Source organism: Paenibacillus prosopidis, from assembly GCF_003337375.1.
In the GTDB taxonomy this organism is placed as follows: Bacteria; Bacillota; Bacilli; order Paenibacillales; family Paenibacillaceae; genus Pristimantibacillus; species Pristimantibacillus prosopidis.
In genome coordinates, this window is record NZ_QPJD01000005.1 from 327,929 (window position 1) to 351,840 (window position 23,912).

22 protein-coding genes and 1 pseudogene are annotated in these 23,912 nt (G+C 45.5%); 6 read left to right on the forward strand and 17 right to left on the reverse strand.

Features of this window, described 5'->3' with window-relative positions:
• Positions 1–79: 79 nt before the first annotated feature.
• The 6 genes from DFP97_RS09940 to DFP97_RS09965 all read right to left on the reverse strand — a co-directional run bounded on the left by DFP97_RS09940 (position 80) and on the right by DFP97_RS09965 (position 6,690).
• On the reverse strand, positions 80–1,462 hold the full coding sequence (locus tag DFP97_RS09940; protein WP_114379838.1) for a hypothetical protein: 1,383 nt from the start codon (positions 1,460–1,462) through the stop codon (positions 80–82).
• 212 nt (positions 1,463–1,674) lie between these two features.
• Positions 1,675–2,673, reverse strand: a complete 999-nt coding sequence (locus tag DFP97_RS09945) for an ABC transporter ATP-binding protein (RefSeq protein ID WP_114379839.1) — start codon at positions 2,671–2,673, stop codon at positions 1,675–1,677.
• 39 nt (positions 2,674–2,712) lie between these two features.
• The gene (locus tag DFP97_RS09950; RefSeq protein WP_114379840.1) at positions 2,713–3,495 is read right to left on the reverse strand and encodes an ABC transporter permease; all 783 of its coding nucleotides are present in this window, start codon (positions 3,493–3,495) and stop codon (positions 2,713–2,715) included.
• Positions 3,492–4,307 (reverse strand): ABC transporter permease, encoded by an 816-nt coding sequence (locus DFP97_RS09955; protein WP_114379841.1) that lies wholly within the window; start codon positions 4,305–4,307, stop codon positions 3,492–3,494. Before DFP97_RS09955 ends, DFP97_RS09950 begins: the two co-directional genes overlap by 4 nt.
• Positions 4,298–5,482, reverse strand: coding sequence for a serine hydrolase domain-containing protein (locus DFP97_RS09960; protein WP_114379842.1), 1,185 nt, complete (start codon positions 5,480–5,482; stop codon positions 4,298–4,300). Before DFP97_RS09960 ends, DFP97_RS09955 begins: the two co-directional genes overlap by 10 nt.
• 53 nt (positions 5,483–5,535) lie before the next feature.
• A complete protein-coding gene (locus DFP97_RS09965; protein ID WP_114379843.1) occupies positions 5,536–6,690 on the reverse strand; it encodes a serine hydrolase domain-containing protein in 1,155 nt (384 codons plus the stop codon).
• 479 nt (positions 6,691–7,169) lie between these two features.
• Here DFP97_RS09965 and DFP97_RS09970 point away from each other — a divergent pair, with 479 nt between their 5' ends.
• Positions 7,170–8,075: a phosphotransferase gene (locus DFP97_RS09970; RefSeq protein ID WP_181873438.1), complete on the forward strand. Its 906-nt coding sequence runs from the start codon at positions 7,170–7,172 to the stop codon at positions 8,073–8,075.
• A 113-nt stretch (positions 8,076–8,188) separates the two neighbouring features.
• Here the strand turns inward: DFP97_RS09970 and pyrE are convergent, their stop codons facing one another.
• The 4 genes from pyrE to DFP97_RS09990 all read right to left on the reverse strand — a co-directional run bounded on the left by pyrE (position 8,189) and on the right by DFP97_RS09990 (position 12,465).
• Complete coding sequence (gene pyrE, locus DFP97_RS09975) at positions 8,189–8,713, reverse strand: orotate phosphoribosyltransferase (protein WP_114379845.1); 525 nt, start codon at positions 8,711–8,713, stop codon at positions 8,189–8,191.
• A 54-nt stretch (positions 8,714–8,767) separates the two neighbouring features.
• A complete protein-coding gene (pyrH, locus tag DFP97_RS09980; protein WP_114379846.1) occupies positions 8,768–9,508 on the reverse strand; it encodes a UMP kinase in 741 nt (246 codons plus the stop codon).
• A gap of 193 nt (positions 9,509–9,701) precedes the next feature.
• A complete protein-coding gene (locus DFP97_RS09985) occupies positions 9,702–11,249 on the reverse strand; it encodes an SAM-dependent methyltransferase (protein WP_114379847.1) in 1,548 nt (515 codons plus the stop codon).
• The gene (locus DFP97_RS09990) at positions 11,239–12,465 is read right to left on the reverse strand and encodes a UTP--glucose-1-phosphate uridylyltransferase (RefSeq protein ID WP_114379848.1); all 1,227 of its coding nucleotides are present in this window, start codon (positions 12,463–12,465) and stop codon (positions 11,239–11,241) included. Before DFP97_RS09990 ends, DFP97_RS09985 begins: the two co-directional genes overlap by 11 nt.
• A gap of 144 nt (positions 12,466–12,609) precedes the next feature.
• Here DFP97_RS09990 and DFP97_RS09995 point away from each other — a divergent pair, with 144 nt between their 5' ends.
• From DFP97_RS09995 to DFP97_RS10005, 3 genes are read left to right on the forward strand one after another with little or no spacing between them, the layout of a single operon-like run.
• Positions 12,610–14,220 carry a spore germination protein gene (locus tag DFP97_RS09995; RefSeq protein ID WP_114379849.1) on the forward strand — a complete coding sequence of 537 codons (1,611 nt, stop codon included), beginning with the start codon at positions 12,610–12,612 and terminating at the stop codon, positions 14,218–14,220.
• Positions 14,221–14,227: 7 nt separating this feature from the next.
• Entirely contained in the window at positions 14,228–15,427 is a 1,200-nt protein-coding gene (locus tag DFP97_RS10000) for a Ger(x)C family spore germination protein (protein ID WP_181873439.1), read from the forward strand.
• Between the two features lie 27 nt (positions 15,428–15,454).
• The gene (locus DFP97_RS10005) at positions 15,455–16,552 is read left to right on the forward strand and encodes a GerAB/ArcD/ProY family transporter (RefSeq protein WP_114379851.1); all 1,098 of its coding nucleotides are present in this window, start codon (positions 15,455–15,457) and stop codon (positions 16,550–16,552) included.
• 17 nt (positions 16,553–16,569) lie between these two features.
• On the opposite strand, the gene DFP97_RS32425 is transcribed toward DFP97_RS10005, so the two are convergent.
• Together DFP97_RS32425 and DFP97_RS10015 are read right to left on the reverse strand one after the other, a co-directional pair.
• Positions 16,570–16,833 (reverse strand): YczF family membrane protein, encoded by a 264-nt coding sequence (locus tag DFP97_RS32425; protein ID WP_484216277.1) that lies wholly within the window; start codon positions 16,831–16,833, stop codon positions 16,570–16,572.
• A gap of 68 nt (positions 16,834–16,901) precedes the next feature.
• On the reverse strand, positions 16,902–17,798 hold the full coding sequence (locus tag DFP97_RS10015) for a LysR family transcriptional regulator (RefSeq protein WP_114379853.1): 897 nt from the start codon (positions 17,796–17,798) through the stop codon (positions 16,902–16,904).
• Between the two features lie 120 nt (positions 17,799–17,918).
• On the opposite strand from DFP97_RS10015, the gene DFP97_RS10020 reads away from it, so the two are divergent.
• Positions 17,919–19,001 carry a branched-chain amino acid aminotransferase gene (locus tag DFP97_RS10020; protein ID WP_114379854.1) on the forward strand — a complete coding sequence of 361 codons (1,083 nt, stop codon included), beginning with the start codon at positions 17,919–17,921 and terminating at the stop codon, positions 18,999–19,001.
• Positions 19,002–19,295: 294 nt separating this feature from the next.
• Here the strand turns inward: DFP97_RS10020 and DFP97_RS10025 are convergent, their stop codons facing one another.
• Positions 19,296–20,057, reverse strand: coding sequence for a (S)-benzoin forming benzil reductase (locus DFP97_RS10025; protein WP_114379855.1), 762 nt, complete (start codon positions 20,055–20,057; stop codon positions 19,296–19,298).
• A 111-nt stretch (positions 20,058–20,168) separates the two neighbouring features.
• Positions 20,169–20,717, reverse strand: a pseudogene (locus DFP97_RS10030) (GNAT family N-acetyltransferase); the annotation flags it as partial.
• Between the two features lie 220 nt (positions 20,718–20,937).
• Here DFP97_RS10030 and DFP97_RS30690 point away from each other — a divergent pair.
• A complete protein-coding gene (locus DFP97_RS30690) occupies positions 20,938–21,093 on the forward strand; it encodes a hypothetical protein (protein WP_181873441.1) in 156 nt (51 codons plus the stop codon).
• A gap of 51 nt (positions 21,094–21,144) precedes the next feature.
• On the opposite strand, the gene DFP97_RS10035 is transcribed toward DFP97_RS30690, so the two are convergent.
• The 3 genes from DFP97_RS10035 to thrC all read right to left on the reverse strand — a co-directional run bounded on the left by DFP97_RS10035 (position 21,145) and on the right by thrC (position 23,750).
• Positions 21,145–22,011 carry a hypothetical protein gene (locus tag DFP97_RS10035; RefSeq protein WP_114379933.1) on the reverse strand — a complete coding sequence of 289 codons (867 nt, stop codon included), beginning with the start codon at positions 22,009–22,011 and terminating at the stop codon, positions 21,145–21,147.
• An 88-nt stretch (positions 22,012–22,099) separates the two neighbouring features.
• Positions 22,100–22,261 carry a VOC family protein gene (locus DFP97_RS32255; protein ID WP_425453516.1) on the reverse strand — a complete coding sequence of 54 codons (162 nt, stop codon included), beginning with the start codon at positions 22,259–22,261 and terminating at the stop codon, positions 22,100–22,102.
• 91 nt (positions 22,262–22,352) lie between these two features.
• Entirely contained in the window at positions 22,353–23,750 is a 1,398-nt protein-coding gene (thrC, locus tag DFP97_RS10040) for a threonine synthase (protein WP_114379857.1), read from the reverse strand.
• Between the last annotated feature and the right edge of the window lie 162 nt (positions 23,751–23,912).

Below are 23,912 nucleotides of genomic sequence, written 5' to 3' on the forward strand. Positions count from 1 at the left end.
TATATCACTACGAATGAATCAAAAGTCTCAAAAGTGTAAATAGAAGATGGGTAGTCATTTAAAATGCTGCTCAACAGCTCTATTCTCCAAGAGGAACAGGAATAGATGATTTCCAATCAACGACCAGTTCGGTAATGAGATTACTTACGGTCACATTCAATTCTTTGGACCTTTCCATAAAGGCTGCATCAATATAAGCACTGTATAGCCCACCACTGCCTGAGCCTCGCTGCCCAATTTCCGCCTCTTCCCCTCGTTCATTAACTACGTGAACTAGCATTGGCAGGATATTCTTTTGCTTAGTCTTCTCCTCTTGACTGGCTTCCGGAAAAATTGAATTGGGCATTTCAGGATATAAATGCAGGTAGGGTATCTTCAATCCTTTATCTTTCTTATACTCAACTTGAAAGCTGATGCCGCGGTCATCATAATAGAGCTCTTGGAGGAAAATATTCGTATTTTGCAGACTGCCGATTTTACGGTCTACCTCTTCCCTATGGGAATCCTCTCTTTCTCGAACATAATCCTTATACTTCGTAGCATCAATTTTGAATTGAATCTGATTTTCTTTATTGAAAAACTTTAACGTTTGCCACTCCAATTCGATGCTTTTCGGGCGTCTATTGAAGGGTTGAAAGGCAACATAAAGCAAACTATCTTCAAAATATATAATTCCTTGCCTCATTTCTCCTTCATTTGTTTGGATCATAACCTGCGCTCCGACAAACTTATTGCTCTGGTTTGAGGCGGTATATTCGAAATAGAGCCGGTTTTCTGTAACTCCCATATCCAACCGATTCAGTTCAATAGACTGCCCTAAAGCATGATGAGAATGCTTAATTGCAATAGATTCCAGCTTCTCTTCGGCAGCGTCAAAGTTAGCCGTTAATAGAATGTCCGGTAATGCGACTGTCGTATCTCCCTTCCGGATATTCACACCTGCCAGCTTCAGCCGCTCTACCTTATTCAGCTCCCCAGCATCATTACGGATGGCATTCGTCGTAGCTCTCCCATAAATTCTCCCGTTATAATAGACCCCTTCCTTGGGTGCCCAATTTAGTGAGAAAAGCGGATAATCAAATATACTCTCCTGATCATTCTTCACGCGGAATGATACGTAAGGAACATCTTCTTCCCGGGGCAAGCTTGCTGCAGACAGCTTCATATCCACGCTATAAAAAATGTAAATGTATTCGAGATTATACCAAATTTCATGAATAGCAAGCGTATCGTTCGAATCTGGAAATTCTACTGTAGTATCAAACTCCCGAGTGAGCTTAAGCTTCTCCGCGCGCTCCAGCCCTGGTGTTTTTTCATATTGATAGGCTTTTACCTGTTCCCAGCTGTTCACTTTTGTGATGAGATCATTTCCCTTATTGAACGGCATACGAATCAACAGCATTGCGGCTGTAATTAAAATAACGGTAAAAAGTACAATAACGATCCTTTTAAATGTACGCACTAACATCCTCCCTATCCGTTGAATAAATGGTTGCCGATGTTCTATTCTATTAAAAAGCACATATGTAATTGTAACATTATTCCATAAATGCAGCTATTACTGAAATCTATCAGAAAATCGAGTCATAGAAAAAGGCCACCCTTATTGTATCGGCAGCCGAAGATTATTATATATTAACTCGCTTAAGGTCAGTAAGAGGGAGGTGGATCGATTTACCTGGACGCCGCTATTTCGGACTTTGCGCCTTCCGAGTAGAGCTCCTTCATGATGGCCTCGATCGGCAGCGACTCGATAGCCATGTCTATAATTCCGTATGCCTCATTAAACTCCCTTATAAAACGCTTCAGCGGCAATAAAGAGATGTCGATTTCAATCTCTATTTCGAGGGGGCCGATGCGTTCGATGATGGACAATCCTTGCTGCCGGATATCCGGCACTGCTGATTCCGTCGTTAACCGTACCGATTTTTTGTCGCCTAGTCGGCTTCTTAAACCGCCGAGCGAATCATCGACAACGATTTCCCCATGGTTAATGACCATAACCCGCTCCGCCAGCATTTCAACATCGCCCAAATCATGTGTCGTCAAAATAAACGTAACTCCCTGACGGTTCATGCTTCGGATAAAGCCGCGAATGTTTTCCTTCGCGATCATATCGAGACCGATTGTCGGTTCGTCGAGAAAAACGAGCTCAGGACGATGCAGCATTGCCATAATGAACTCGCACTTCATTCGCTCCCCCAAGGACAGCTGGCGCGTCGGCTTGCGAATAACATCACCCACATCAAGCAGAGTGACAAGCTCATCCAATGTCGCCCGATAGTCGCGGTCCGGCACGCCGTATATCGCTTTGTTCATGTAAAAGGCGTCCGCAGGGGGAATATCCCAGAGCAGCTGCGATTTTTGGCCAAACACAGCCCCGATACGGCCCACATATTCCCGCCTTTGCTTCCATGGAATAAGCCCGAGCGCTCTCACTTCTCCGGAAGTAGGATGCAGAACACCGGTCAGCATTTTGAGTGTCGTCGATTTTCCGGCTCCGTTAGGCCCTAGGAAAGCGAGCATCTCTCCTTGCTCAACGGTAAAAGATAAATCGTTAACCGCCCGGATCTCCTTCATCGGTCGACGAATGAGATTTTTAGCCACTTCGCGCAGCGTATGCCCGCGTTCATGGGTCATATACGTTTTCGTTAAATTCCGAACTTCTATCATAGCTTATTTGTCGCTCCTCCACCGTTCCTATTCAAGCGGTTAGCCGCCTGCACTTGTATAACCTCTCAGCATCCGGTTCCAGTACAACGCTCCGAGCACGAGGAATACCGCAGCGGGAGCTAGCGCCCAAAGCGTTTCCCAGCCGTTTCGACCCAGCAGAGCCGAGGCCGGAACAAACGCGATCAACCCGATCGGCAGCACGTAGGTGAGTACATTTTGCAGCGACTTGGAGAAGATCGTTCCAGGGTACATACCAAAGCTCGTAACTGCATCGAATATATCGAATACGCGGCTGCTGCCGACCCAGCGGAAAAGCATGCCTGACAAAAACAGCGATACAGCGCACAAAATGGCGATGGATGCGACGAACAGCAGTGTGAATTGCAGCCAAGATTGCCCGGAAGGTCCGGACAAGCCGCTCAGCGCATAGCCGAACAGCACGGAGCCGCTCACCAATCTGCCGAAGTCATCGGGATCAAAGCCGGTTAGCATCGCCATTAGCATAACGGGACGCGGACGCAGCAGCAGTAAATCGAAGGTTCCCTCCCGCACCTGAGAAAGCGTCGTTCCGACCATGCCGAAGAAGAACGGAAACGCCACTCCCTTGGCCAGGGTGAAAACAGCTTGAACGAGCAATGCTTCATGCAGCGACCAGCCGGGAAAGGAAGCACCCGATTGATATACGAGCAGCGTCACGAACGGAACGACTAAATCGCCGATAATAAGCAGCAGCACGCTTAATGCAAAATGGCTGCGGTACGCCATTTGTTCGGCCAGCTTCGTACGCATAACGGCGGCCAAGCAATATACGATTCCTCTCATACGCCAACCCCCGTAAACCTTCTAAGTGCGGCACCGTACAAAGCAATCGTCACCACACCTGCGACAGCGACGGCTGCCGCTTGCAGTCCGACCGCCTCTCCCAGCGACAAATGAATGCCGGCCAGCTCGTAATCACCGATATAGACCCGCGTCGGCAAATAAGTAATAAACTGAAATGGCAGGAAAAACAATATTTTTTGCAGTGCGTCAGGAAAGAAAGAGAGCGGTATGAACACGCCGGCGCTTACGTCCTTCAATAGTAAAAACACTCTTCGCACGCCCTCCGCCCGCACCAGCCAAAACGCCGTAAGACCAACGCAGTAATTGATAAAAAAGTTCATCAGAAAGCTGAGCATGATGGAGAGAATCGCCCAGCCGGGAGCAGCCGGCTTCATATTGACGCCAAACACGAAGATAAACAGCGCCATAACCGGCAGCACCTCGATCCAAAGCGCAAGCGAGCGGTGCCCTAGCTTTTGCGAGAACGCGAATAACCAGTGCGGCAAAGGTCGCAGCGCAAATGTGACGAATTTCCCGCTGCGCACCAGCATTTGCAAATTCCAATCGGCAAAGTCGAAGGAGATATAATGGATGAGCGTAACGACGCCGAAGTAAGCCAGCATTTGCGAATATGTTAATCCATTTAACGTTTCCTTGCCATCATACATCGCCTGCCAAATGAATACCTGAACCAAGAACAGAACCGGCCCGACAAGTAAAGAAGCCGCCATATGCGACCGGAAAGCAGCCCACTCCTTATAGGTTGCGAATCCGATCGCTTGAATGACAGCTATAAGTCTTCTCAAAGCCATCCTGAGCCAATAATGTTTTGCGTACCGTTTATCGACTCTGGGCACCAATCCGTATTGGAGGGCACGAAGAAAACAATAACAGCCTGCTGCTTCGGATCAATCAACAGCTTGCAGCGCCCTGCCCCCTCATGGCCAAACGATCCTTCTGGAATCCATTCGCCGGGACCCGTTAACGAAGCGCCGATTCCATACGTCATCGATTCGATATTGCCGCCCCAACAAAAGGCCTTTATACCGCGATCCAGTGCATTTTCCGTCATTTTTTCGACTGATTTTCGGGATAACACCCTGGTCCCATCCAGCGTGCCTCCGTTCAGCAGCATTTGGCCGAACCGGAATAAATCGTCCAGCGTTGAGTAAAGCCCTCCGCCTGCCCGCGGGGGCGCATACGTCCGATCATTATTTTTGAGCCGTGATGCTTCAAAGTCGTTAATGATGCATAGCTCCGAATGAAGCTCCTCCGGTACATCGAAGAACGTGCGGTTCATCCCAAGCGGGCTTACAATCTCATCCATAACGTACTGCTCATAACGCGTCCCGCTCGCGCGGGTAATGATTTCACCTAAAATCGCGTAACCGGCCGAGGAATACATCCATTGCTCGCCCGGCGCTGCCAGCGGCTTGCCTGACAATACCGCACGAATCCATGCCGACTGGCGCTGCTTTTCTAGTTCGCCTGCGTCAGTCACCGCGAACGGCCCTTCCGTCTCCGGCTCAAAAGCGAATAAAATATCCCACCAGCCCATCGGGTACGGTTCAGAAAAATAATTTGGATCCGCCTGCACGCCCGACGTATGCGTCAACAAATGATAGATGGTTATACGCTCATACATCGGATTTTTGAACTCCTCGATCCACTCCGCCACCGGCTGGCGAAGAAATAGCTTCCCGCGCTCAACCAGCTGAAAGACCGCTGCAGCCGTAAACAGCTTCGTTACCGAAGCCACACGGCGAATGGAATCCTTGCGCAGCAAAGAGGTTGGCTCGTCGTATCTCAGCTGTCCGAATGCTCCGTCCGCGAATACCGATCCCCCCTTAGAAAACAGGTAGGAGGCACACTGGATCTTTTTATCTTGAATTAACTGCTCGAAATGACGCTCCAATCGGTTGTGGGTCACTTGATCGAATCCGGCCTCCTGCAGCCCGATACGATTGATTTCTCGTGTTATGGACATGCGTATCCCTCCATAAATCAATTCAGTTCAATACTTTCAGGAATTTCCATACTTTAGAGCAAGCCCGACCAAACAAGAGCACGTGGAGTAAGAACAGATTCATTCGTGAACCCCTTGGTGCTGGGAACAAAGAAAGCAAACACGAGCTCCTCTACCGGATCGACGTACAAGCCGCAGTGACCGTGGCCTTCATGCGAGAAGGTCCCCTTGCTGCAAAGATCATAATGCTCAAGAGACCATCCAAGTCCGTATTTATAATCGGTCAGCTTATTTCCCCAACCGTTATGCAAGACGCCGTTTAAGTGGTTCGATGTTTGGAGCTCTACAGCGCGCCGGGAAAGCACTCTGCTGCCGCTCCATTCTCCGCCGCCAAGCATCATTTGACCGAATTTCCACAAATCGTCCAAAGTCGAATACATGCCGTTTCCGGCTTTAGGCGGCGCATCGGCGTGTTCCTCGCGAGGTTTATAAACCTGCTCTTCCTCCCACGAATTCGTACAGCAGACATTATCTTGGAATGGTTCAGGCACGTTGAAAAACGACTTTGTCATGCCAAGCGGCGATATTATCTCATCGTTTATATATTGTTCGTACAGCTTGCCGGATACCTTCGATATGATTTCTCCAAGCAGTGCATACGCGCTTGTAGAATAGATCCATTCTTTGCCCGGCATATTTTGCAGCGGTCCCGACAAGATTACTTTTACCCAGCCAATTTCGCTGCCCTTTTTCTTCAGCTCCCTGACAGCCCACTCAAACCATGGAAGGCTGTTCGGCTCATTAAAGAAGCCCGGATCCCCCCGCAGGCCCGATGTATGAGTAAGTAAATGGAAGATGGTGATGGAACGGTGTTTATCGGTGTCAAATTCGGGTAAAATGCTGCTCACCTGCTGCGTTAAAAAAAGCTGTCCGCGATCGATTAGCTGATGTATAGCCACAGCTGTAACCGCTTTCGTGATGGAGTACACTTTACGAATGGAATCCGGCTTCAAGTCCGTGCTTCCCTCTGCCGGGCGAAGCTTACCCATCGTCCGATGCGCAAAAACCTTGCCCTTACGCGATAGGATGTAACCCGCAGCTTGAATCGTTTCTTTGCTGATCAGCTCGGCGTAATGGTCGTCCAGCCTGCGAAGCATCTTCGAATCAAATCCTACTTCCGCCGGATTCGCATCCGTCCAGCCTTCATGAATCGATAATATATGCTGCATCTTCGAACCATCCTCCCATGATTGGATGTTTATGTAATCACAAGTCCGGTTTCCATTTTAAGGCACAGAGTGCAAGGGTGTCCACCTTTATTTCTATAACGATTTTGATTGTAAAAAATTAAAAAACTGAGAAAACAAGAGCAAAAAAGAGAAAACATAAGCATTCGTTTTCAGAAAATGCTCTCTGCCCTCGCTGCTGTTACGGCGAGTTTTTAAAAAAGGCCATCCTTTGCGGGATGGCCTTCACTATATCTATTGCTTGAACATATCGAAACCTGTAACGCAGGCTGGATGACACCGAATTTTTGCGAAGCGTTCGTTGGGGTTAGTGTGTTACGTAGAAATAAAAAAAGAGTCCCGAAATTTTTCAAGACCTTATTCAACATCATATCAGACGGAGAAATATAAGTCTATATTTTTTTGACCACATATGTAAAAATATGTTTCGTCAGTAGATGAATTGGGGAGGGAATGCAGGTATGATTCCAACATGCTTTTCAGCTTATTGCACGATGATACCCATGTTGAATGAGGTTGCTGAATGGTCGCTTTTAAGGAAATGGGCTCTTTCAGAGGTTTACAGAGTAAAGTTCAACTCAGGTGATTCACGCATAATTAAATGGGGCGGAAGTGAGATGGCCGGAGAAGCAGCAATTTACCAAAAGCTAGTGTATCCACTACAAATCAAAGCTCCGAAGATTTTTGAATTCATTCAACTGAAGGACAGTGGAGTAATGGTCATGGAGGATGCCGGAGAAAAAAATATGGAACAGCAACCGCAACCTGAGTATTTTCTTGAAGCATCGAGGGAATTAGCAAGACTAAGAGTGAGAGCAACAGCCAATTTAGAATTGATCCCGAGAAAGATCATTGATACCTATTCAGTTTCAACGGGCGACTTTCTTCAGCTGTTGGATGATCTTTTGAAATCGAATAAGTTAGCAGAAAACAAAGTGTTATTAAAAGTCAAGAAAGTGCTGCCTCATCATTTAGAACAACTATATCAAATGGTCCCTTATTCACTAGTTCATCATGATTATCATGCAAAAAACCTTTTGATTCAAGACAATGGCATTATGCCGATCGATTGGTCCATTGCTTATTTAAGTCCTCATCTTGGCGACTTATATTGTTTGATTACAGAAGCACGCGCCTTCAGCAATCTATCAAGAGAAGATATAATTTCAGCTTTCCTCAACGTAACTGACTTGCATATTGATGATCTGAACTGGCAATTACGAATAGGCGGTTTATGTTGGCTGATTAAAACATTACGTTGGCTTGTATTTGGAGGCACAGATATAATCCCGGAATCGGAAGCTTGGATACCCGATCTGCTGAATGATGTAGATAATCTATATCAGGAATTGATAAACGATGTCTAATTCGCTTTGTCTGTCGAACTAATCACGCAGGCGGAGATTCATTGCATGAAAAAACCGGCCCCTTACTTGACAAGGGAATCCGGTTTTCGCACCCTGAAGATAGTTCAAGTTCCCTACTCTGCTTCCAGCAGCTCTTCCATTTTAAATAATGATATAAAAGCGAGTCCCGCATCCTCAAGGTTTGCCCTGCCCTGCGGATCTCTTTCAATGACGGACATGACTGCCGTAATTTCAGCCCCAAACTCCTTTAAGTCACTCGTACTTATTAGGATTTGTCCCCCGGTAGTCACCACATCTTCAATAATGCAAACCTTTTTTCCAGCCATGTCTATACCTTCTGCAAGCTTGCAGGTCCCATATTCTTTCGCTTTTTTTCTAACAAACACAACCGGTATTCCTGTTTTCAACGATAATGCCGTCGCGATAGGGATTCCCCCCATTTCTAAACCGGCTAAAATTTCAGTGCCTTCAGGCACTAATGGTTTCAGTTGATCTGCAATCTCAGCGAGCAGCTGCGGATCGGACTCAAATAAGTATTTATCAAAATACTGGTCAGAGGTTTGCCCTGAGCGAAGTTTAAAGGTTCCTTTTAAATGTGCCGTGTCGTATATGGCTTTCGCCAATAGCTTTCTTTCCATACGAATGAATTCCCCTCCTTCACATTTCGGTTCAAAAATTAGCTTTATTTCTGACTAATCCTCAAATGCCAAAACAGAATGACTGCTAATCATGGTCCCATAATTTTTACCCTCGCATATCTCTTTCATTGAACCAGGTTTGTCAAAATTAAATACATGTATGGGGAGGCCGTAATCTCTGGCTAAAATAAAGGCCGACTGATCCATCACCCTAAGATCATGCTGAATCACATCATTGTATTGCAGCGTCTTGAATTTCCGTGCGTCTTTCATGTACTTTGGATCTGCTTCGAGAACACCGTCTACACCTTGTTTCGCAACTAACAGCGCCTGGCAATTGACTTCAATTGCTCTTTGAACGGAAGGGTAATCGGTTGTAACGTAGGGCTGTCCGTTGCCGCCAGCGAAGATAACGATATAACCTTTTTCCAAATGATGAATAGCCCTCAATCTGATGTAAGGCTCTGCTACGGACGAGACAGGGACTGCTGTCATGACCCGGACTTCTTTGTTCGTCTTGGCCTTAAGAACTCCTCTAAGCATGAGACTGTTAATCACCGTTGCCAGCGTCCCAATGTTATCAGCCTCCGCCCTTTCGATACCCCAAGTCTCTGCCATATTGCCGCGAAAAATATTGCCTCCTCCAATGACGAGGGATACCTCCACTCCCATGTTGACAACCGAGATGATCTCATTCGCAATGTGATTCAGCCTTTCGGGATCAAAACCAAATTCACTGCTTCCAGCCACTGCACCGCCGCTTAATTTAATAAGAACTCTGCTGTACCTGTTCATTCATCCCACCTCCAGTAATAAAAAAACACTAAAGCAATAAATGCTTTAGTGTTTCACAGGAATAGGAATATGAAAATGAAAAAGCAGATCGGCAAATCAGCAGCTCGCTTCTCTTCCGCCTCATATCCCCACTCCTTCCATTAAATTCAGTCAACTTATTGTATACTTGAAGTAGTAAATGTGCAACCGCTGTTCAAAGATTTAAATGCGCTAGAAGCTCCAAGGCTCCCTCATGCTCAGGCTCAAGCGCCAATGCTCGATGAACATAATCCGACGCAGCAGCTCCAATACCCATCTCATAACAGCAAATCGCCATGTAATAGAGCACTTCGGCAGTAGCCTCGTAGTCCGTTAGCGACCTTTCAAAGAAGACTCGCGCATCCTCGTACAAATCCAGTTGATAGAGCAGTACGCCACAGTCCCTTGCTAAGTCATGCTTCTCGTTCATCGGATAATAGCCTGTCCACATGATATCTATACCTTGGCGGAGATCATCCATCTCTTCATCGCTGCTAGCCGGGAGCAGGGTCAGAATGCGCTTGACGCTTTGAAGGAACAATTGCGCATCATAATGCCCCAATCGCCAAAAGGCAAGAATCTGGGATAGCTCCATTTGCTCCAAATGCACGTCAAACCATATTTTCATGCTGAAAAAATCATCCGGTCCAAAACGATCGACGAAGCGGCGGTAGGCTAAGCGTGTATGGGCATAGCTTGCCGGGCTTTGAAGCATGAGAATGCAGCCCACATTCAAGTTTTTATAATGATGCCCGGTAAAACAGGTTAGCGCACCCTTTTGCTCAAAAAAATGTTGAATGGCATGATAGTTTGCCGTCAAGGAAAAGCTTCCGTGATGAATAAGCTTGGGGGGCTCTGCAAATTCCCAGTTCTCTATTCGGTGATCGCCTTTATCCGCCGTGAGCAGAACAAACTCCTCTTGCGATAATTGAGCAAGCCGTTCCAAGCATGCCAGCCCAATCGCCGGAAAGAGAATATGCGAATCTTCAAGCCTTTGCTTATACAGCTCAATAACGTCCCGATAAGGATACGATTCCTGCTCATATTCGGCGGCGCGGCGATAATGATACTCAGGGACGACCTTCTCCAACATCTCAGATGCGGCAAGCGCGTCAGCCTCTTCCGGAAACTGCAGGGAAACCCTGCACTCGTAAATCTTGCTTTCAACCACATAAATCAATTCCTGCGGGATGCTGTCAAAAAAGTAATTCGCGATAACCAGCAATGGCTGCTGCAGGCCGGCTGGACGAATCGTGACGCCCGATTGCGTCAAATGCAGCTCCGTATCCTGCGCGGCATCAAAGCGGGCAAAATCCAGCATACCTTGCTCTACGAAAGGCAGTAAGCCCGGATGCTGCTGCCAATAGGTTATATTTTGAAGAGGTAAATCACTCATCACATAACGAAATGGCGGAAGCTCAATGCCTGCGTAATCTATCAGCTCACCTAGCTCCTTAAGCACATGATACGCTAACCGGCCCGAGCCCGCTCCAAGTTCAAGGATCGTAACCGGCTCCGCGATATGGCCTAACCTCGCTCTATCCTGAAGAAATCCAAATATGATTTCCGCGTAGGCCCCTGCAATAACAGGATTATTCGTGATGTATTGGGGTACTTCCCCGCTCTGCCAAGCCTTAATACCCTGCTCTTCAAAATAACTACGCTGCAGCTCCCAGATGGGCGCTTCACTAAAACGGTAAAAATGCTGTTCGCTATTGGTCATCCTTTAATGCCTCCTTTTTTTGCAGCTTTAATACCAGTTTTCGTGCGCTTTCCGGACTATCCTCACCTTCCTTATTTTTTACAGGAGCAAACTCCTCTTCGCGCTTCATCATTAAAAGCGTCATTCTAGGGGCTAATGGAAAAAAATCAAAAATGAATCGTTCCAGCTTATAGGCATCAACACAATCCATCCGCTTAGAAGCTAGATGATAGGATAATTCTGTATCGGCATGCTGCTCCACAAAATCATATCTAAATAGATGAATAGATATATTTCCCACATGGTAGGTTAAGCGTCCATCATGATCTCTTTCCTGGAGCAAATGGTTCGGAATTTCAGTGTACTCTACGACAGCAGGAAGATTATTTTTCAAACAGAAAATGCCAATCTTTTCTTCCGGGTTCATTTTCTCAATGATTTTTGATGCAATAGGGTTATTTTGAGAAGCAGCCACCCCGATGAAAGCCGGATCAGCTATCTTTATAAGAGCATTATCTACATTGTAATAAAACAGCCAGTTCACGCCCCGCTTCTTCATATCAGCTAAAGCACCCGACCGTTCTAATGAGGAAAAACACTCGCCATTGCCGCTCGGGGCAAACCTTAACCCCGCAGAAGCAGTTAGCATTAACTTGCCTTCGTGATCCAAAACCGGCATCGTATTTTGCTGAAAGAAAAAACATTCATCTGCAGGATAACCAAAATAATTGGCGGAACTAAAGAACGCAACGGTTTCTTGATGATTTTCCGGACTCGTCATGATATACCAAGGAATATACTTGCTCACTCTTCTTGAAAGGTTCAGAAGACGCTCTGCTTGCAATTGAAACAAAGACTTACGAGAGGGGAGACCAATATCCAGTGTACCTTTAGGTCCATCATGTCCTAGTCTGCTCCCCTGACCTCCTGCAACAACGATGACCGCTACTTTCCCGCTTCGTATGAGCTCCCAGCCTAGTTGTGTGTAAGCATCCTGTTCATTGGTATCATACTTATCCCAATCTTCATAAGGAATAGGCGTAATAGTAGCTGAATTATCCTCGATATGCTGATCTTTATTGTGAAGTATTTCAATTAACTGTTCAAAATCAACACTATGTATTTGATCGATTAATTGAGCTTTTTCTTCGGCAGATCGTCTCTTTAGAAAACGCAATATATGTTCTTGCTTATATTTTTTTAGTATTGTTTCTGCATGTAGAAATTCAATATCCATATAAGCACCTCGTTTTAAATAAGATTACCACAATTATCAGCCCATTTGTTCTTAGGTTGCCATTCAACAAGCACCCAATGAATAGCTGCCAACCATTTTACGAATAATGGTAAATAATAAAGTTTTTACAAAGGGGCCTCTTCCATGTTTTTCGGACCGTTAATTCGAGCGAAAAAGAAGCAAAAGAAAAAAGAAATCGTCCATGAATTGGGATTTCAGGAGGATAAACAGCCTCTTGAGCGAGATCTTGATCGTATGGTAGACCGCATCAAGCAGGAGCTCGGAAATAGTCCGGATGTCATTGTCCGCACTTTTCAAATAGGGAGCAGTCCGCTGATTCAAGTTGCGGCCATCTACATAGAAGGCCTTACTGACATAGAGAAAGTCAATGATTTTGTCACTCATTCGTTATTGTTCGAACAGAAAGAGAACGAGTTACCGCAATCGAACGACCCTCATTGTATGTTTGACGTCATCCTGAGCCGGGCGCTGACCGTTGGCGATGCTAAATATCTGAATGACTGGAATGTCATGATGCATGCCCTATTATCGGGAGACATCGCTGTTTTTGTCGATAACTGCGAGGGCAGCATCATCGGAAATCTCCGGGGCGGTGAACGGAGAGGCGTAACTGCGCCCGAAACCGAGGTTAACATTCGAGGTCCCAGGGATAGCTTTAACGAATCGATCGGAACGAATGTTTCTCTCATCCGCCGGAGGCTGAAGAGCCCGAATCTTTGGCTGGAATCCATGAGAGTCGGGAATATAACGCAGACCGATGTCTCCATCATGTACCTCAAGGGAATTGCGGAAGACCGGCTTGTCGAAGAAGTGAGACGGCGTTTGAAGGACATTCGAATCGATGCCATTCTGGAATCAGGTAACATCGAGGATTTGATTCAGGATCAAACGTACACACCGTTCCCGACTATTTACAATTCGGAGCGGCCGGATGTGGTAGTCGGCAATTTGCTGGAAGGACGGATAGCGGTGTTGGTGGACGGCACACCGAACACTCTAATTTTGCCGACCACTTTTTCGCAATTTTTTAAAGCTGCGGAAGATTACTATCAGCGGGTTGAATTTACCGTATTCATGCGGCTCATACGCTACTTCGGTTTTTTTGTGGTGATGCTGTTGCCGTCCATGTACATCGCAGTAACCACTCACCATCACGAAATGATACCGACGCTTCTGGCGATAAATTTATTAGCTCAGCGCGAAGGGGTTCCTTTCCCCGTCTTTTTTGAAGCTTTTCTAATGGAGGCTGCTTTTGAACTCATGCGGGAAGCCGGCACTCGAATGCCGCGAGCCGTCGGTCAAGCGGTCTCCACTGTCGGCGCCATCGTGCTGGGGCAAGCGGCGGTCGAAGCAGGCATAGTGACGGCGATGATGGTAATCGTCGTTTCATTTACGGGGATTGCCAGCTTTACATTGCCAGGCTTTACTCTCACCACTTCAGCCCGGTTAATTCGCTTTCCCATGATGCTTGCGGCCTCTACGTTCGGTTTTTACGGGATTTTCATGTGCACGATTCTGATTGTGGCTCACCTGACCAGTTTGCGGTCTTTCGGGATTCCATATTTGTCGCCGTTCGCGCCTTTCGGCTTCAAACGTCAAAAGGATACCCTATGGCGGTCGCCCTTCAAGACACCGGCAACGCGCCCGGGTTTGATCGGCCCAAGGCAGGAGACCTCCTTACAGAAGGACGGAGTCCCTTCATCCGATCAAAATGATCAAACATCGGAAGGCTAGGTACAACATGACACTTAAGACGGGTTTCCTTATGCTTATGATCCTCTGTATGCTGCCTCTGGCAGGCTGCTGGAATTACCGGGAAATGAACGAGCTTGCAATTGCCCTGGCCATGGGAGTGGATAAATTAGGGGAGGACGAATACCGCTTCTCGTTCCAGGTTGTGAATGCCCGGGATATTTCCGGCATTAAAGCAACCGGCCGAATACCGGTTAATGTGTTCTCCGGTAAGGGCAGGACTTTGTTCGAAGCACTCCGGAAAGCATCGCAAAAAGTGCCGCGAAGGATTAACGCTCAGCATATGCGTGTTTTTATCATCGGGGAAGAGTTGGCGAGAGAAGGGATCGAAGAATTATTCGATTTTATGGAACGTGATCCTGAACCGCGTTTGACGACGAGAGTTATAATCGCCAGAGATTCCGATGCGGAGACGATCCTCAAGACCGTCACGGCAGTTGAGTCCATTCCTGCCAATGCCATCCTCGGAAAATTGAAAGTTTCGGGAAGAGTTTTGGCGGAAAGTTATGAAGTGGAGATGGATGATGTTATTCGCGGGCTGCTTACCAAAGGAGGAGGTCCCGTCATAAGCGGGATAAGGCACGTCGGAAAAGTTAAATCCGGAGAAAAAATCTCAAATGTAGAGCAGACAGAACTCCAGACTGATTTATTTACAAGCGGCATGGCCCTCTTTAAAAACGGAAAACTGGCAGGTTGGGTGAAAGGTCGCCAAGCTCGGGGGATTTCATGGATCAATAATAAAGTGAAGAGCACGATTGTCAATCTCGATTGCGAAACGAAAAAGGATGCCCTCGCAATTGAAATTCTCCGTTCCAACACGAAAATCAAGGGGGAGGTTAAGGGTGAACGACCGCTCATCCGCATTCAAATTGAGGGAATCGGCGTTGTGGGTGAAGCGATGTGTCCGGTAGATATAAGCAAATCTGCGGAAATTCGGAAACTGGAACAGCTATGGAACGAAGAAACAGCGCATGACGTGATGGCGGCCGTAAAGACAGCGCAAAAACTGAAGACCGATGTCCTCGGTTTTGGCGCAGCTGTTGAAAGGGCAAATCCGAAGGCTTGGAAGAAGATGGAGAAGGATTGGGACGAGATTTTCCCGACATGCAAGGTGGAGGTGAACGTCGAGTCGACAATCCGGCGTACGGGCATGATATCGAAACCTTTTTTGCTCAAGGAAAAGAAATAATGTGTTGTGGAAATGGTGGTGGATTTGATGGAAAAAGCGAAAATCAGCCCGGGACAATTATTCACATTGATCGTTTTGTTTGATCTGGGGACCGCTGTTCTGCGCGTTCTGGCCATGTCGGCGGGAAAAGACGCCTGGCTGGCCATTTTGCTGGGTACGGCTGGCGGATTGGCCATTTTTGGGGTTTACGCTTCACTATTCCGTTTGTACCCGGAGCTTCCGCTCACCGGTTACATAAGAGCGATTTTGGGAAAATGGATCGGCTGGCCTTTGGGTTTGTTATACATTCTTTTTTTCATCCATGGAGCGGCTAGAGATTTGCGTGAGGGGGGCGCTCTGCTTCTTAGCTCGGTGATGGACCAAACGCCCTTGATTGTAGCCAATGCCGTTATGATTTTGTCGATCGTATACGTCCTAAATAAAGGAATTGAAGTGTTGGCAAGAACGGGTCAAATCTTCATATTTATTTTGGCGGTATTGGGACTGCTCAGCATCTTCCTCTTGTTTGCTGCAGGAGTTATCGATATTAACCGACTGCTTCCGGTCTTAGGAAATGGCCTGGGACCTGTCATACAAACAACCTTTAAACAAACCATCGAGTTCCCACACGAAGAAGTTATTTGTTTCGCCATGCTGCTGCCTTATTTGAATCATCGGAAAATGGGGATTCGTGCGGGGTTCGCCGCTGTGCTGATCAGCGGTATTATACTCAGCTTTTCCACTGCCTTGAATATGGCCGTGCTCGGTATTGATATCGCTGGCCGGTCAACCTTCCCCCTCTTGTCCACGATCCGTTTGATCAATATCGGCGAGATTATTCAACGGCTGGACGTTTTTGTCGTTTTGACGTTGATTATCGGCGATTTTTTTAAAGTCGCCATCTTTTTTTATGCCGGCGTGTTGGCAGCTGCTGACCTGTTTCGAATCAATGACCATCGAAAGCTCGTTCTTCCCATTGGAGTCATCATTTTATTTATGTCTATGATGATCTCCGGCAGCTTCATAGAGCAAATCGAAGAAGGGGACGTTTTATTGGTTACCGTGTTTTTGTTTTTCGGTGTACTAGTACCAATCTTCTTATTGGCAGCAGCTGGGGTGCGTAAATGGTTCGGATCCAATCCGTGAAGCAAACGGATTAACGGCTACTTTTTCATCTTAAAATAAATAACAATCGGTTTGGTTACCATGTATAGAATGATAAGAGAAATAAATAATATCTCTTCGTTCATCATGGATTTGAAAGGAATCAGGATATTATCGAGAGATTCCTGCAAAGGGATTTGAAGGAACATCAAATCCATGGTTATTACAAAAAGAACACTAAGGAAAAATAACATGATAAAAATCATGAATATTCGCAAATCCAGAGACCTCCTATCATAAATGCGGTTATATTGACGGTGCATTTTGTGAGTACTCTTGCATTATTATGGTATTCGTCAATTGATTTCATTCAACTCTATGCTGCACAATTTCACATCACATTTCGAAAACTATCGATAAACTGCTGAGCACGTTTAGGTAAATAACGATCCTTCAGCCACAGAATACCGACGTCCGATTGAAAGTCAGCATCCGCAATATTCAGCATCTTAAACACGGTGCTTGGAAAAGAGGACATGACCGACTTAGGGAAGACGGTTGCTCCTATTCCCCCGGAAATAAGCGACATAATAATAGCGACACTCGAGCATTCGCAAATGATGTTAGGCTCAAAGCCATGTAGCCTGCATTCGTTCACAACCTGCTCGTGCATCCGGGTCGTTTTGTCCGTCTTTAGCGTTAAGAACGGGAACTCAGCCAGTTCTTTCATATAAATGTCCTGCTTACCGAAATACTGCGTCCATGAGCTTGGAATGACGACGACGAACGGGTCCGAAGGCAGCGGCAAAATGGAGTATTGCTGCGGATGTGTCTGCGCTTCAAAAGGAAGTCTTGCTACGACTAGGTCAATCGCCCTTTTCTCTAGCTGCTCCCCTAAATAAAAATGGTCGCCTTCTGATATTTTAAAGGTAACCTGAGGGAATTTTTCCCTAAACAGCTCAATTCGCTTCGGCAGGAGTGATATACAGGACACAACCGACCCGATCGATAAGACGCCCCGCACGCCTTCCTCCATTCCTTTAACTTCCCTTATGGATTCATCAAATTGCAGAAGCAGCGACTCTGCCTTTTGCTTTAAGAGCTCTCCCGAATCCGTCAGCTTGAGTCCTTTGCCATTCCGGTCAAATAATCTTACTCCGAGCTCCTCTTCCATCAGCTTGAGCTGCCTGCTCAAAGGCGGCTGTTCCATATTAAGCAGCTTGGCGGCACGCGTAACCTGCCCTTCTCGCGCTATCGTTAGGAAATATTTCAACTGACGCATATCCAAATTTGCCACCTCATTTATATATACCCAAAAGGTATGACGATTCAATAAAATAGATATTTTAAATATACCCCATGAAGTGATAGCATTCAATTATCGATCATTAAGAGGAGATGGGCAATTATGCTACAATCATTGAAAATCGAGCTAATAAAAACAAAAAAACAAAAACCGGCTGCGGATCAGCTTGGATTCGGCAATCACTTTACGGATCATATGTTTATTATGGACTACTCGGTGGACAACGGCTGGCATAATTCCCGGATCATGCCTTATCAACCGATCGTATTAGATCCCGCGGCAAAAGTATTTCATTACGGACAAACGATTTTTGAAGGACTAAAAGCTTACAAAACCGATGATGGACGAATTCTCCTTTTTAGACCGCAAAAAAATATACAAAGAATGAACCGCTCTAACGAGCGTTTGAGTGTTCCCGAGCTCGATGTAGAGCTTACGATTGACGTGTTAAAGCAGCTCATTGCTGTCGATCAGGATTGGATCCCTACGGCGCCCGGAACTTCTCTGTATATCCGTCCTTTCGTTATTGCTACTCAACCCGCATTAGGCGTGGCTCCTTCCACCCATTATCAATTCATCATCATCATGTCGCCGGTAGGCGCTTATTATACCGAGGGTGTGAATCCGGTTAAAATTTTCGTGGAATCCGAGTATGTACGTTCGGTTAAGGGCGGCGTGGGCGAAGCGAAGACAGCAGGAAATTACGCAGCCGGCCTTAAAGCGCAAGAAATCGCCAAAGAAAAAGGCTACTCCCAGGTTCTATGGCTGGATGGCGTTCACCGCAAATACATTGAAGAAGTCGGCAGCATGAATGTGTTCTTCAAAATCAATGGAACCGTTCATACGCCGATGTTGAATGGCAGTATTTTGGATGGCGTGACCCGCAACTCCATTATTCAGCTGCTAAAGCATTGGAACATTCCTATAGAAGAGCGGCCAATTACCATTGAAGAGCTATACGAGGCGAGCCGGAAAGGCGAGCTGGAAGAAGCCTTTGGAACAGGTACAGCGGCAGTTATTTCACCGATCGGCGAACTGAATTGGCAAGAGGAGAAGCTCATTATCAACGGGGGACTAACCGGGGAGCTTTCGAAAAAACTCTATGATACCTTAACAGGCATTCAAATGGGCAAGGTCCACGACCCGTTTGGTTGGATGGTAGAAGCTAGTATCGTTCATGCTTAATTTTATAATTGGACAGGCTGCCATCGGCAGCCTGTTTTTAGGTGCGCTCCGGCCTTCGGCTTCATTCGCATCCTTACTTGAATTAAAGGAAATCCTCCCGTTAACTTATCATCGAATTTGTCAGAGATTCATCTAACTGGAGAACCTCCATCTAAATCGATGATTTTCACGTTAAATGACCGAATCGGATTAAAATAAAGGGAGGTTATCCATATATACGATTACGATATCGAACATATAGAACAATTAGCCGGATGTTTTCCCGTTATACCCTCCGTTTCAAAGATCGAACCCTCATTGAAACTGCTTTATATCAAGTACTTTTCCTTGTATGAATTCCTTATCTTGTTCAAGCAATTTAATAACAACATCTGCAACGGAATCCGGGGTCTGCAATATACCTTCTTCTTTAAAAGCTATAAACTGTTCCAAATCCATAAAATTATGTTTATCCGTATTTCTGATTTGAACCTGCATTTCCGTATCAATTAGACCCGGATGGATTGAACATATAATTACTGGTGAATCCGTATTATTGGATTGTTCTAGTCCTGTACATTGAGTAAAGAGATCTAACCCTGCTTTCGTACTGCAGTAACTGCTCCATCCAAAATACGGATGTTTTCCAGCTCCTGAAGAAATATTAACAATACGTTTATCCACTTTATAGTTATTGGTGTACGATATAAATAAATTAGATAGTAACATCGGTGCAATTAAATTGACGTTTACATTTTTTATGATTTCATTGCTTGTACTTAATCCAACAGGTTCAATAGGCCCTAGCACTCCGGCGTTATTAATCAAATGTATGGAATGAACTTCACTTTCATTGATAGCATCAAAAATTCGGCTCATCAGCGTATCAATTCCATCAATTTCATTCAAATCAGCATTTATATACTCTATCTTGCTTTCCATATCCTCCGCTTGCTTTATTAAGCTTTCATTTGTGCTGCGTGAAATACAAAAGAAATAATTTTCCGGCGAAATAAGCTTTGAAGCGATCGCTTCACCGAGTCCTCGGGAAGTACCCGTTATTATGTAATAATTCATACCGTAAACCTCCATCATCAACTTGTGTATATTGCTAACCTTAGACTTAATTCCTCGTCTTAAATCATATTCCCTATGTAATCGTTCAGATCTCGGCTAATTATATCACCATTAGGTCCGACAATCACATCTGATATTCATGAAATCGACCTCCTGCCGCGTTGAAGTACCTGTATCACTGAGAAAGCCTTCAAGCCGTTCTTTTACGCATTTCCATTCGTCATCAATTACACTATAAATGATATAGTCTCTTTGGTTATATTTCTTTCTAAAAATCCCCTCTCTAACTGCGCCTAGTCGTTCAATAGCCTTTTGAGATCTAGTATTATCCGGCGTCGTAATCAATTCCACTCGAACCGCTTCCCATTGTTCAAAAGCAAATTTCAATAATAAATACTTGCATTCTGTATTCACTTTAGTACGCCAAACTTCAGGCGAATACCACGTTGAACCAATATTTAAATTGCGGCTTTGCTCAGATATTCTCAAATATCTAGTAGTACCAACAATTTTTTTTAATTCTTTATCGTAGACGATATAAGGAAATTCCTCGTTTCGTTTTTTTCCATCAAGAGCCTTTATAACAAACGATTCCATATCCTGAAGAGAATTAATTTTTGTTGGATAGTACACCCATATATCTGGATTTCTTGAACACTCAAATAGAGTCTCTGGGGACTCCCTTCTAAGTTAATAAAAGGACAAAAACCCACCTTTGGCGCTAACCTTGGGGTGGGTTTTTACTTTCTCTTGTTGCTCTTACCCAAGATTCAATTGTATTTATCATTTTACCTTTATGTAAAAACTTCCTCAAGTGCGCTACATGGATAAATTTGTGCAGTTATGGAGAAGTTACCTTTATTAAAAGGGAGGATTGATTATGCCAAATAATAAAATCGATGTTGAAACTGATGGGAATCCGCAAACAGCATACGAAGATAAAAGTACGCATGAACGGACAGGCTTTGAAGTAGACATGTCGAAAAGAACAGATGATAAATCAGATAAACCCGTCTCTCGACGTGAGCCGATTTAAAATATGGATATATAACCAAAAGAGGCTGCATCTCTGCAGCCTCTTTCCTAATTATTGTGTATGGAATGCCTTTCTTGTTTGACGCAGCACTAGCGCCCCACCCCCTATTGCAATCATGAAGCTGCCGCAAGCAAGAATCGGTAGTACAGACCACTCCATTATGGAGTTGCAAAGAAATGTCTGCCAGCCGATCGCTAATAATCCGATTAAATAAGCAATGCCTGTTAAATGAATCCATCTTCGGCGAACCGTGGGCGTAAGCGATGTCCGTTCCGTCAACCAAGCGACTAACGGCACTGCTTGAAGAGCATGAAAGCCGAGGCCGTGCAGCCAAATAATATTTCCATGCAAGCCGATGAGCCGACCCTGATTGACAGAAATCCAGATACCAGCCGCGAACGAGAGCATAATTGCGATCATTGCGTAACGGATGCCGAGCACCAGCTCTGAACGAAGATTATAAGCTTTGCGGCGGAAATATTGAATCGCCAATACCAGATAATACAGAACCAGCAGCAGTGCCACGAAAGCAAAACCGTTACCGACCCCGATATCAAATGCTGACCCATCCTGCACAAACCTAGGATTGACACCGCGGAAATTTTGGACGGTTTCCGCAAAGTAAGAATAAAGTGCAAGAATAATATAAGACCAGCGAAAGAAAGCTCTGCTTTTCGCCTTCATCCCTGAGAACGGACTAATCGCGGCCGTAGACAGCAGAAACATGCCCAGTGCAGCATTAAAAGAGAATGCTTTAGACAGATCACCTTCAGGGGATACCTCCCCCCCATATAGGATAATCCATAGCGCGCATACTCCCGCAAGCAGAAAACCAAGTAATCCGGTAAGCACGAGCCATTTCTCACCTTCAAAAAACTTGACTGCCGGTTTCGTTTCCACAATGTAATGATTTCTCATCCTCATTCACTCACCCATCCTGCTTAGATTTGTCACTCTTACTTTACAGGAAGAATATGACAGATCGAGACAGGCGCAGGAATGAATCTCAAATGGACCCCGGGATGATTTTTAACCTCGACAAAAGTCGTAACAGGGATTTAACAAAGGCCAGAGCTATCTCTCCCCCACACTTTGTGAATGGTATTAAATTGTTGAATCCGAGTACATCGCGATAAAAGCTTTGTGACCTTTTCAAATCGGAAACCAGACATGTTCTGAATCTTCTCCTTTATGTAACACGAAAGGGCAGTCGCAAAAGGAATGATCCATTTGTGACTGCCCCTATTTGTGTACATACATTAACGAGCGTTATAGAACTTTTCCAATTCGCGGACAACTTCTGTTAGTGAACCGCCGACTCGCGTCTGACGCTGCTCCTTCTCGAACAACGACGAAATTTGTTCCGGGAACTGCTGCTCAATGCCGCACAGCTCGATCGCTTCATTGAACTTGGCCGGATGAGCAGTCGCGAGCGACACGGTGATTTCATTCTCATTTTTATATTTATCCGCCGCAGCTACGCCGCAAGCCGAATGCGGATCAAGCAAATAGCCGTTTTCCGCTTCATATTTTTTAATCGTATCGAGACATTCCTGCCCCTGTACGCCATGAGCGCCAAACTCAGCTTGGACTTTGCTCAGCGCCTCCCCGGAAATAACGATCTGCCCTTCCGCTTTGAACTGATCCATCAGCTTACGAATTTGTGCGGAATCCTCACCGAGGACGTAATACAAGTAACGTTCAAAATTGCTCGCGACTTGAATATCCATCGACGGGCTGTATGTGCTGCGGAAGTCTCCAGGCTTGTATACACCTTCAAGAATAAACCGCTCCAGAATGTTATTTTCATTAGTAGCAAGAATGAGCTTGCCGACAGGGAGTCCCATACGCTTTGCCAAGTATCCGGCGAATATATCCCCAAAGTTGCCCGTTGGAACGCTGAAGTTTACCTGTTTCTCATCCGTTTGCTTCACGACTTGGAAGTACGCATAGAAGTAATAAACCGTCTGCGCCAAAATACGGACGAAGTTAATCGAATTGATGGCTGCAAGGTGGTTGCTTGCTTTAAAGTCGAGATCGGCAAACAGATCCTTGATCATGCGCTGGCAATCATCGAAGTTGCCGTCGACCGATAAATTCAGTACATTGTCTTCTTTTACCGTCGTCATTTGCAGCTCCTGCACTTTGCTTACTTTACCGTGCGGGTGCAAAATGCAAATTTTAATGCCTTCCTTGCCTTTCACGCCTTCGATCGCCGAAGCGCCGGTGTCGCCCGAGGTGGCACCGAGAATATGAATCTTCTTGTTCTGTTTCGCTGCTACGTACGTATACAATTGGCCCATGAACTGCAGCGCAATATCTTTAAAAGCAAAGGTCGGGCCGTGGAACAGCTCAAGTAAATACAACTGATCATTGATGCGGCGTACCGGCGTTACTTCCGGATCGCGGAACGTCGAATAACTCGCGTATACCATTGCTTTCAAATCTTCATCCGGAATTTCACCGTTTGTAAAATACGAGAAAATGGCGAGCACCAGCTCCTGATAGCTCAGCTCCTGCCATTCCTTTAACGTTGCAGCGGGTATAACCGGAATTTCATTTGGAACTAAAAGCCCCCCGTCATTTCCTAATCCCATCATAAATGCGTCGATAAATCCTATCTTGCCTACATTACCTCTAGTACTGATGTATTCCATCTGAAATCCTCCTACGTGCGCACAATTAATCGTCGAATATCTTTGTATAAATCATATCATCGTTTTTCATAATAATCGAATCTTTTCACAATAGTATAACATTTTTGCGGCTTTTAAATAAGCAAAAGGCATCCTTTATTCAAGGATGCCTCTTTTTGATTA

Coding starts and splice junctions, on each gene's coding strand:
- DFP97_RS09945 (WP_114379839.1), bottom strand. CDS start 2,673: ATGATAGAAGTTCGGAATTTAACGAAAACGTATATGACCCATGAACGC.
- DFP97_RS09950 (WP_114379840.1), bottom strand. CDS start 3,495: ATGAGAGGAATCGTATATTGCTTGGCCGCCGTTATGCGTACGAAGCTG.
- DFP97_RS09955 (WP_114379841.1), bottom strand. CDS start 4,307: ATGGCTTTGAGAAGACTTATAGCTGTCATTCAAGCGATCGGATTCGCA.
- DFP97_RS09960 (WP_114379842.1), bottom strand. CDS start 5,482: ATGTCCATAACACGAGAAATCAATCGTATCGGGCTGCAGGAGGCCGGA.
- DFP97_RS09965 (WP_114379843.1), bottom strand. CDS start 6,690: ATGCAGCATATATTATCGATTCATGAAGGCTGGACGGATGCGAATCCG.
- DFP97_RS09970 (WP_181873438.1), top strand. CDS start 7,170: ATGATTCCAACATGCTTTTCAGCTTATTGCACGATGATACCCATGTTG.
- pyrE (WP_114379845.1), bottom strand. CDS start 8,713: ATGGAAAGAAAGCTATTGGCGAAAGCCATATACGACACGGCACATTTA.
- pyrH (WP_114379846.1), bottom strand. CDS start 9,508: ATGAACAGGTACAGCAGAGTTCTTATTAAATTAAGCGGCGGTGCAGTG.
- DFP97_RS09985 (WP_114379847.1), bottom strand. CDS start 11,249: ATGACCAATAGCGAACAGCATTTTTACCGTTTTAGTGAAGCGCCCATC.
- DFP97_RS09990 (WP_114379848.1), bottom strand. CDS start 12,465: ATGGATATTGAATTTCTACATGCAGAAACAATACTAAAAAAATATAAG.
- DFP97_RS09995 (WP_114379849.1), top strand. CDS start 12,610: ATGTTTTTCGGACCGTTAATTCGAGCGAAAAAGAAGCAAAAGAAAAAA.
- DFP97_RS10000 (WP_181873439.1), top strand. CDS start 14,228: ATGACACTTAAGACGGGTTTCCTTATGCTTATGATCCTCTGTATGCTG.
- DFP97_RS10005 (WP_114379851.1), top strand. CDS start 15,455: ATGGAAAAAGCGAAAATCAGCCCGGGACAATTATTCACATTGATCGTT.
- DFP97_RS32425 (WP_484216277.1), bottom strand. CDS start 16,833: ATGCACCGTCAATATAACCGCATTTATGATAGGAGGTCTCTGGATTTG.
- DFP97_RS10020 (WP_114379854.1), top strand. CDS start 17,919: ATGCTACAATCATTGAAAATCGAGCTAATAAAAACAAAAAAACAAAAA.
- DFP97_RS10025 (WP_114379855.1), bottom strand. CDS start 20,057: ATGAATTATTACATAATAACGGGTACTTCCCGAGGACTCGGTGAAGCG.
- DFP97_RS30690 (WP_181873441.1), top strand. CDS start 20,938: ATGCCAAATAATAAAATCGATGTTGAAACTGATGGGAATCCGCAAACA.
- DFP97_RS10035 (WP_114379933.1), bottom strand. CDS start 22,011: ATGAGAAATCATTACATTGTGGAAACGAAACCGGCAGTCAAGTTTTTT.
- thrC (WP_114379857.1), bottom strand. CDS start 23,750: ATGGAATACATCAGTACTAGAGGTAATGTAGGCAAGATAGGATTTATC.